The 9,534-nt window shown below is 74.0% G+C and carries 1 protein-coding gene and 1 pseudogene; both read left to right on the top strand.

Features of this window, described 5'->3' with window-relative positions; all coding sequences use genetic code 11:
• Nucleotides 1-1,846: beta-ketoacyl reductase (locus LCH29_RS43245; RefSeq protein ID WP_446467171.1), on the top strand; the 1,846-nt coding region annotated here is incomplete at its 5' end.
• A 124-nt stretch (nt 1,847-1,970) separates the two neighbouring features.
• A pseudogene (locus LCH29_RS43240) lies at nt 1,971-9,534 on the top strand (type I polyketide synthase); the annotation flags it as partial.

Raw genomic sequence — 9,534 nt, 5'->3', positions numbered from 1 at the left:
GGTGGTGACGCTGGAGGCCGTGGCCGGTGGCGAGGAGTGGGCCGAGCGTGTGGCGGGGGTTGCGGATGGAGCGCCCTTGGCGGGGGTGGTGTCGCTGCTCGCGCTGGACGAGTCGCCGCATCCGGTCGGCGGGGGCGTCTCGGCGGGGCTGGTCGGAACCCTGGGCCTGACCCAGGCGCTGATCGGCGCCGACATCGACACGCGGCTGTGGTGCGCCACCCGCGGTGCCGCGCTGGTGCAGCGGACCGAGCAGCTGACGGACGCGGCCCGGACGCAGGTGTGGGGCTTCGGGCGGGCAGTGGCGCTGGAGCACCCGGATCTGTGGGGTGGCCTGGTGGATCTGCCGGAGACGGTGGATGCGCGTGCGGGGGAGCGGTTGTGCGCGGTACTGGCCGCGACCAAGGGCGAGGACCAGGTGGCGGTGCGGTCCTCGGGTGTCTTCGGACGGCGGCTGGTACGCGCCGGAGGGGCGGCCAGCGCCGATCGCGGCTGGCAGGGCGGCGGAACCGTGCTGGTGACCGGCGGCACGGGCGCCCTGGGCAGTCATGTGGCCCGCTGGCTGGTGGACCGTGGGGCCGAGCATCTGGTGCTCACCAGCCGCCGCGGTCTGGACGCACCGGGCGCGGTCGAGCTTCAGGCCGAGCTGTCACAGGCCGGTGTCGGAGTGACCGTCGCGGCGTGTGATGTGGCCGACCGGGGCGAGCTGTCCGCGCTGCTGGGCTCGCTGGGCGAGCTGCCGCCGCTGACCGGCGTGGTGCACACGGCCGGGGTGCTGGACGACGGTGTCGTGGAGGGGCTGTCGCCGGAGCGGCTGGCGGAGGTGATGCGGCCCAAGGCGGAAGCGGCGCGACACCTGGACGAGCTGACGCGCGACCACACCGAGCTGTCGTTGTTCGTGATGTTCTCGTCGATGGCGGGCACCGTCGGTGCTCCGGGGCAGGGCAACTACGCGGCGGCGAACGCGTACCTCGACGCCCTGGTCGAGCAGCGCCGGGCCCTCGGCCTGCCGGGCACCTCGATCGCGTGGGGCCGTTGGGGCGGCGGTGGCCTGGCCACCGGCGAGACCCGCGAGAAGTGGACCCAGCAGAGCGGCTTCGAGGCCATGCACCCCGAGGACGCCCTGGTCGTCCTGGACCGGGTGCTGGACCGCGACGAGAGCTGTGTCGCGGTGGCCCACATGGACTGGGGGCTCTACGCCCCGCGCCTCGCGGCCGTCCGCCCCGCGCAGCTGATCGGGGAGATCCCCGAGGCGCGCCGCGCCCTGGAGGCCCCCGACAGCACCGCACCCGCCGGGCCCGGGGCGGCGGCCGACTCGGCCACCGCACTGCGGGAGCGGCTGACCAGGCTCTCCCCGGCCGAGCGCATGCACGTTCTGCTGGAGCTGGTCCGTACCCACGTGGCCAGGGCGCTGGCGCACCCCGATGCCGATGCCATCGCCCCCGAACGGGCCTTCAAGGAGCTGGGCTTCGACTCGCTCACCGCCGTCGAGCTGCGCAACAGGCTGCGGGCCGCCACCGGTCTGTCGCTGCCCGCGACGCTGGTGTTCGACTACCCGAACCCGCTTGCGCTGGCGGAGAACCTCCGGGAGCTGTTCTTCCCGGGCGGCGGCGAGGACGCCGACGCGGAGTCCCAGGACGCGGGAGTACGTGAGGCACTGGCGTCCATTCCGCTGGCCCGGCTCCGCGATGCGGGCCTCATGGACATTCTGCTGCGGCTGGCCGACTACGGAAATGCCGCGGCCTCTCCAGGAGACGAGGGCGAAAGGGAGGCGGTCGACGAGGAGTCGATCGACTCGATGGACGCCGAGAGTTTGCTCCGCATGGCATTCGAAAACGTCGATTCCTGATCCCAGGGTCCTGAGCCCGGAGTCCAGGGTCCTGAAATGAGAATTCTGAACCCAGAATCCTGGACCCGGAATCCGGTTCGAACGCCTCCCCCTTCTTTCCTCTTGACCACGCGTGGAGTTCGCAATGAGCAGTACGTCTCCTGACAAGATCCTTGAAGCGCTGCGTGTTTCCCTGAAGGAGACCGAACGTCTCCGGAAGGAGAACCAGCAGATCACCGCGGCGGCCCGGGAGCCGATCGCCATCGTCGGCATGGGGTGCCGGTTTCCCGGCGGGGTGAAGACCCCCGCGGAGCTGTGGTCCCTGCTCGCCTCCGGCACCGATGCCGTGTCCGGATTCCCCGCGGACCGCGGCTGGGCGGATGACCTGTACGACCCGGACCACACCCGGCACGGCAAGTCCTACGTGCGGGAGGGAGCGTTCGTCGACGGCGTCACCGATTTCGACGCGGCCTTCTTCGGTATTTCGCCGCGCGAGGCCCTCGCGATGGATCCGCAGCACCGGATGCTGCTGGAAACGGCGTGGGAGGCGCTGGAGCGCGCGGGCTACGATCCCCTGTCGCTCAAGGGGAGCCGTACCGGTGTGTTCGCGGGCACGAACGGCCACGACTACGGCCGGATGCTGCGGGAGATCCCTGAGGAGCTGGAGGGGTACCTGGGCACGGGCAGCTCCGGGGCGGTGCTCTCGGGCCGCATCTCGTACTCCCTCGGGCTGGAGGGCCCCGCGGTCACCGTGGACACGGCGTGCTCGTCGTCGCTGGTGACCCTGCACATGGCCGTCCAGGCGCTCCGTAGCGACGAGTGCTCGCTCGCCCTCGCGGGCGGCGTGAGCATCATGACGACCCCCGGCGCGTTCGTGGAGTTCAGCCGCCAGAACGTCCTGTCGCCCGACGGCCGCTGCAAGGCGTTCGCGGACGGTGCGGACGGCACCGGCTGGGGCGAGGGCGCCGGGATGCTGCTGCTGGAGCGGCTCTCGGACGCGCGCCGCAACGGCCACGAGGTGCTGGCGCTGATCCGTGGCTCCGCGGTGAACCAGGACGGTGCGTCCAACGGTCTGACCGCGCCGAACGGCCCGTCGCAGCAGCGGGTGATCCGTCAGGCGCTGGCGAACGCCCGCGTATCGGCCGCGGACGTGGGCGCGGTGGAGGCGCACGGGACGGGGACGGCGCTGGGCGACCCGATCGAGGCGCAGGCCCTGATCGCCACGTACGGGCAGGGGCGCCCCGCGGACCGGCCGCTGTGGCTGGGGTCGCTGAAGTCCAACATCGGGCACACGCAGGCGGCCGCCGGTGTGGCCGGTGTGATCAAGATGGTGCTGGCGCTGCGCCACGGTGTGCTGCCGCGCACTCTGCACGTGGGCGAGCCGTCGACGCAGGTGGACTGGTCGGCGGGCGCTGTCAGGGTGCTTTCCGAGGAGCAGGAGTGGCCGGAGTCCGACGGCCGCCCGCGCCGTGCGGGGGTGTCGTCGTTCGGGGTGAGCGGGACGAACGTCCACGTCATCCTGGAGCGGGCGCCCGAGCCGGAGCCGGTGGAGACGGCGGAAACAGCCGAGCCCGTGGCGGTGCCGTGGGTGGTGTCGGGCCGTGGCGCCGACGCCCTGCGGGAGCAGGTGGCGCGGCTGCTGGCCCGGGTCGAGGGCGACCCGCGGCTGTCGCCGGTGGACGTGGGCTGGTCGCTGGCGTCGGGCCGGGCGGTGCTGGAGAACCGTGCGGTGGTGACGGGCGGCTCGCGGGAGCACCTGGTCGCCGGTCTTGGCGCGTTGGCGCGCGGCGAGGACGCCCCGGGCGTGGTGGCCGGTCCGGGCGCGGCCGGCGGCGACGGCCGGGTGGTGTTCGTGTTCCCGGGCCAGGGCTCGCACTGGGTGGGCATGGCGGTGGAACTGCTCGATGCCGCGCCGGTGTTCGCCGACCGGATGGCGGAGTGCGGCCGGGCGCTGACCGCGTTCGTGGACTGGGACCTGGAGAGCGTGCTGCGCCGGGCGCCGGGCGCGCCGCCGCTGGAGCGCGTCGATGTGCTCCAGCCGGTGACGTGGGCGGTGATGGTGTCCCTTGCCGCGCTGTGGCGTTCGTACGGGGTCGAGCCGTCCGCCGTCGTGGGCCACTCGCAGGGCGAGATCGCCGCCGCCTGCGTCTCCGGCGCGCTGGCGCTGGAGGACGGCGCACGGGTGGTGGCACTGCGGGCGCAGGCCATCGAGCGCAGCCTGTCCGGCCGTGGCGGGATGCTGTCGATCGTCACGTCGGAGGAGTGGGTGCGCGAGCGGATCGAGCCGTTCGGCGACCGGCTCTCGGTCGCCGCGGTGAACGGCCCGAACGCCGTGGTGGTCTCCGGCGACGCGGACGCGCTGCGGGAGTTCGGCACGGTGCTGGCGAAGGCCGGAGTGATGCGGTGGAACGTCCCAGGGGTGGACTTCTCCGCGCACTCGGCCCATGTCGAGTCGCTGGAAGGCGAGTTGGCGGAGATCCTGGCCGGGGTGGAGCTGCGGGCCTCGCAGGTGCCGTTCTACTCCACGGTGACGGCCGGTCCGCTGGACACCGCCGAGCTGGACGCCGGGTACTGGTACCGGAACCTGCGTCGGCCGGTGCGCTTCCAGTCCACCGTGGAGGCGCTGGGCGAGCGCGGGTACGGCACGTTCGTCGAGGTCAGCCCGCACCCCGTGCTGGCCATGGGCATCTTGGAGACGCTGGAGAGCCCCGAGCGGGCCGCCCCCGTGGCGGTGAGCACCCTGCGGCGCGAGGACGGCGGTCTCGACCGGTTCCTGACCTCGCTGGCCGAACTGTGGGTGCACGGCGTGGACGTGGACTGGAAGCCCGCCTTCGCGGACACCGCGAGGTCCCGGGTGGAGTTGCCGACGTACGCCTTCCAGCGCCGCCGCTTCTGGCTGGAGAACACCCCCGCGACCAGCGGCGATGTCACCTCCGTTGGTCTGCTGGCCGCCGAACACCCCCTGCTCGGGGCGGCCGTCGAGTCCGCGGTGCAGGGCGGCCTCATCTACACCACGCGGCTCTCGCTGACGACCCAGCCGTGGCTGGCGGACCACCGCATCGACGACGTGGTGGTGCTGCCCGGCTCGGCGCTGGTGGACATGCTCACCCACGTCGGTGAGCAGGTGTGGACACCGGTGGTCGAGGAGCTGACCGTGTCCGCGCCGCTCGCCGTCCCCGCCACCGGCAGCACGGTCGTGCAGCTCACGGTGGGCGCGCCCGACGACCGGGGCCGCCGCTCCGTACGGGTCCACTCCCGCACCAGCACCGGCAGCGGCACCGAACAGGACGGCTGGAGCGAACACGCCGCGGGCACCCTCGCCACCTGGGACGACGGACGGGACACCGACCCGGCGGCCCCGGACCTCACCGCGTGGCCCCCGCAGGGCGCGGTCGAGACGCCCGTGCCCCAGGTGGCCGGTGTCCGGGCCGCATGGGCGGCCCAGGGGCGCGTCTACGCCGAGGTCGGCCTGCCGGAGTCCGCGGAGGGCGACGGCAACGCCGACCGGTACGGCGTACACCCGGCGGTGCTGGAGGCGGCGCTGCACCTGATGGCGCGGCTCGGCCTCGTCCTCTCCCCGGCCACGGGCGCCCCGGACGGCGGCTCCACGGGAGGCGGGGAACGGCTGCTGGCGCACACGTGGTCGGCCGTACGGGCGCACGCCACCGGCGCGCGGTCGCTGCGCGTGTGCCTGACCCCGACCGGCGAGGACACGGTGGCGATCAGCGCCGTCGACGACGCGGGGGCCCGGGTGCTCGACATCGGCGCGGTGGGCCTGCGCACCGTGGCGGCGGACGAACTGTCCGCCGCGGCACGGTCGTTCACCCATGAGTCGATGTACCAGGTGGACTGGGTCGAGGTCGCGGGCGGCCCGGCGTACCCACTGGACGACTGGGGCCCGTACGACGACGTCATGTCCGGCGACGCGGCGCTGCCGCCCGTCGTCGTGTACGAGCCCGGCGGCGGTGAGCCCGGCAGCCCGTTGCCCGAGCGCGTGCACACCGTCGGGCAGCGGATGCTCGAGGTGCTTCAGGGGTGGCTCGCGGACCCGAGGACGGCCTCGTCCCGGCTCGTCGTGGTGACGGGCGCGGACCCCGCCGGTACGGAATCCGAGCTGGTGGCCGACCCCGTACGCGGGCTGCTGCGCTCCGCCCAGGCGGAGAACCCGGGACGGTTCGCCCTCCTGGAGGCCGACCGGATCGACACCGAGACCCTGCGCAGGGGGCTCGCGGCCGGTGCGGAGGAGCCGTGGGTCGCCGTCCGTGACGGCCGTACGTACGTGGCCCGGCTGCGGCGCTCGGAGATCGCCGCCGCCCCCGCCACCGCCGACCTGGGACTGGCCGGTGGCGCGGCGCTGGTGACCGGCGCCACCGGGGGCCTCGGGCGGCTGGTGACCCGTCACCTCGCCGAGGCGCACGGCATCACCGAAGTGGTGCTGGTGTCCCGCTCCGGGCAGGACGACGCGTGGGCCGCCGAACTGGAGTCGCTGGGCCTCTCCGTACGGATGGTGGCCGCCGACGTCGCCGACCGCGCCGCCCTGGCCGACATCGTGGCGTCCCTCGGCGAGCGGCTGACGGCCGTCGTCCACGCGGCGGGCATCGTCGGAGACGGCCTCGTGACCACCCTCGACCCGGAACAGTGGCATGCGGTGCTGCGGCCCAAGGTCGACGCGGCGTGGCATCTGCACGAGCTGACCGCCGGGCTCGACCTGCGCGCCTTCGTCCTCTTCTCGTCGGCCGCCTCCCCGTTCGGCGGCGGCGGGCAGGGCAACTACGCGGCCGCCAACGGCTTCCTGGACTCCCTGGCCCGGTACCGGCACGCCCACGGACTGCCCGCGACCTCCCTGGCCTGGGGGCTGTGGGGGCCCGAGCTGGGCGGCATGGGCGGACGGCTGCGGGACGTCGACCTGGCCCGGGTGGCGCGGGAGGGCATCCTGCCGTTCTCCGCCGAACAGGGCCTGGAGCTGCTCGACATGGGCCTCACCGCCGGGCGCCCCACCCTCGTCCCCATCCGGCTGGACCTGCCCGGGCTGCGCCGCAGCGGATTCATCCCGGCCGTGCTGCGCGACCTGGTCCCGCACACCACCCGGCGCGCCGTCACCCGGGACGACACCGGGGCCGCGGCGACGGACCGGGTCACCCTGGCCCGGCGGCTGACCGGACTGTCCCCGGCGGACCGCCACAAGCACCTGCTCGACCTGGTGCGCGACAGCGCCGCCAAGGTGCTGGGGTACGCCTCGGGCAAGGCCGTCGACCCCCACCAGCCCTTCAGGGAGGTCGGGTTCGACTCGCTGACCGGCATCGAGCTGCGCAACCAGCTCGCCGCCGCCACCGGCCTCGCGCTCCCCGCCACCCTCGTCTTCAACTACGCCACGCCCACCGCGCTCGCCCGCCACCTGCGCGCTGAACTCCTCGGCGCGGCGGACGAGGCGGCGGTCGCCGCACGCGTCCCGGCGGTCCCGACCGCCGCCGACGACGACCCGATCGTCATCGTCGGCATGGGCTGCCGCCTGCCCGGCGGTGCCTCCTCCCCCGAGGAGCTGTGGCGCCTGCTGGCCTCCGGCGACGACACGGCCGTGCCGTACCCGGCCGACCGGGGATGGGACATCGACGGCCTCTACGACCCGGATCCCGAGCGCAGCGGCAAGAGCTACGTACGCGAAGGGTCCTTCCTTCCGGACGTCGCCGACTTCGACCCCACCTTCTTCGGGATCGCCCCGCGCGAAGCCGTCTCCATGGACCCGCAGCAGCGGCTGCTGCTGGAAACCGCGTGGGAGGCGATCGAGCGGGCGGGCATCGACCCGGTCTCGCTGCGCGGCACCACGACCGGTGTCTTCGCGGGGACGAACGGCCAGGACTACAGCGCCCTCCTCCAGCGCGCCCCCGAGGAGTCCGAGGGCTACCTGGCCACCGGCATCGCGGCCAGTGTCGTATCCGGCCGCCTCTCGTACACCTTCGGCCTGGAGGGCCCCGCGGTCTCGGTGGACACCGCGTGCTCGTCGTCGCTGGTGACCCTGCACCTGGCGGCACAGGCGCTGCGCAACGGCGAATGCACCCTCGCGCTGGCCGGCGGCGCGACCGTGATGGCCACCCCCGGGCTGCTGGTGGAGTTCAGCCGTCAGCGCGGCCTGGCGCCCGACGGCCGCAGCCGCGCGTTCTCGGACGCCGCGGACGGCATGGCGTTCGGCGAGGGCGCGGGCATGGTGCTGCTGGAGCGGCTGTCCGACGCCCGCCGCAACGGCCACCCGGTGCTGGCGGTGGTGCGGGGGTCCGCGGTCAATCAGGACGGTGCGTCCAACGGCCTGACGGCGCCGAACGGCCCCTCGCAGGAGCGGGTCATCCGGGCCGCGCTCGCCAACGCGCGCCTCACGGCGGCCGACGTGGACGCGGTGGAGGCGCACGGTACGGGGACGACGCTGGGCGACCCGATCGAGGCGCAGGCGCTCATCGCGACGTACGGGCAGGGGCGCGCCGAGGGACAGCCGCTGTGGCTGGGCGCGCTGAAGTCCACCATCGGGCACACCCAGGCCGCGGCGGGCGTGGCCGGTGTCATCAAGATGGTGCTGGCCCTGCGCCACGGTGTGCTGCCGCGGACCCTGCACGTGGACGAGCCGTCCTCGAAGGTGGACTGGGACGCGGGCGCGGTCGAGCTGCTGACGGAGGCCCGGGAGTGGCCGGAGGTCGAGGGCCGTCCGCGGCGTGGGGGTGTGTCGTCGTTCGGCGTGAGCGGGACGAACGCGCACGTCATCCTGGAGCAGGCACCCGAGCCGGAGCCGGTGCGGAAGGTCGACGTCGCGCCCGTGGCGGTGCCGTGGGTGGTGTCGGGCCGTGGCACCGGGGCGTTGCGGGGGCAGGCGGCGCGGCTGCTGGCCCATGTCGAGGCCGACGCGGAGTTGTCGCCGGTGGATGTGGGCTGGTCGCTGGCGTCCGGGCGTGCGGTGTTCGAGAACCGCGCGGTGGTGAGCGCGGGTTCGCGGGATGAGCTGGTCGCCGGGCTGGGCGCGCTGGCCCGGGGCGAGGAGGCTCCCGGACTGGTCACGGGGACGGCGGCCGGAGCGGATGACCGGGTCGTGTTCGTATTCCCCGGTCAGGGCTCGCAGTGGGCGGGCATGGCGGTGGAGCTGCTGGATGCCTCGCCGGTGTTCGCCGAGCGCATGGCGGAGTGCGCGACCGCGCTTTCCGGGTTCGTGGACTGGAGCCTGCTGGATGTGGTGCGCCAGGTGGAAGGTGCGCCGTCGCTGGGTGTCGTGGGCGGTGATGGTGTCGCTGGCGGCGCTGTGGCGTTCGTACGGCATCGAGCCCGCGGCCGTCGTCGGCCACTCGCAGGGCGAGATCGCCGCCGCGTGTGTGGCGGGTGCGCTGTCGCTGGAGGATGGCGCCCGGGTGGTGGCGCTGCGGTCGCAGGCCATCGCCGATGGTCTGGCGGGCCGGGGCGGGATGGCATCGATCGCGCTGCCGCTGGCCGAGGTGGAGACGAGACTGACCCGGTGGGCGGGTCGGCTGGAGGTGGCCGCGCTCAACGGCCCGACCTCCGTCGTCGTTGCCGGGGAGCCGGAGGCGCTGGACGGGCTGGTGGCCGAGTGTGAGGCCGCGGAGGTTCGTATCCGGCGTATCGCGGTGGATTACGCCTCGCACACCTCGCACGTCGAGCTGATCGAAGAAGAGCTGGCCCGGGTGCTGGCGGAGGTCCGTCCGCAGACCAGCGAGGTG

Source organism: Streptomyces sp. BRA346, assembly GCF_052851135.1.
Note: the sequence above shows the minus strand (reverse complement) of the source record. Positions and strands in the feature narration are given on the sequence as shown.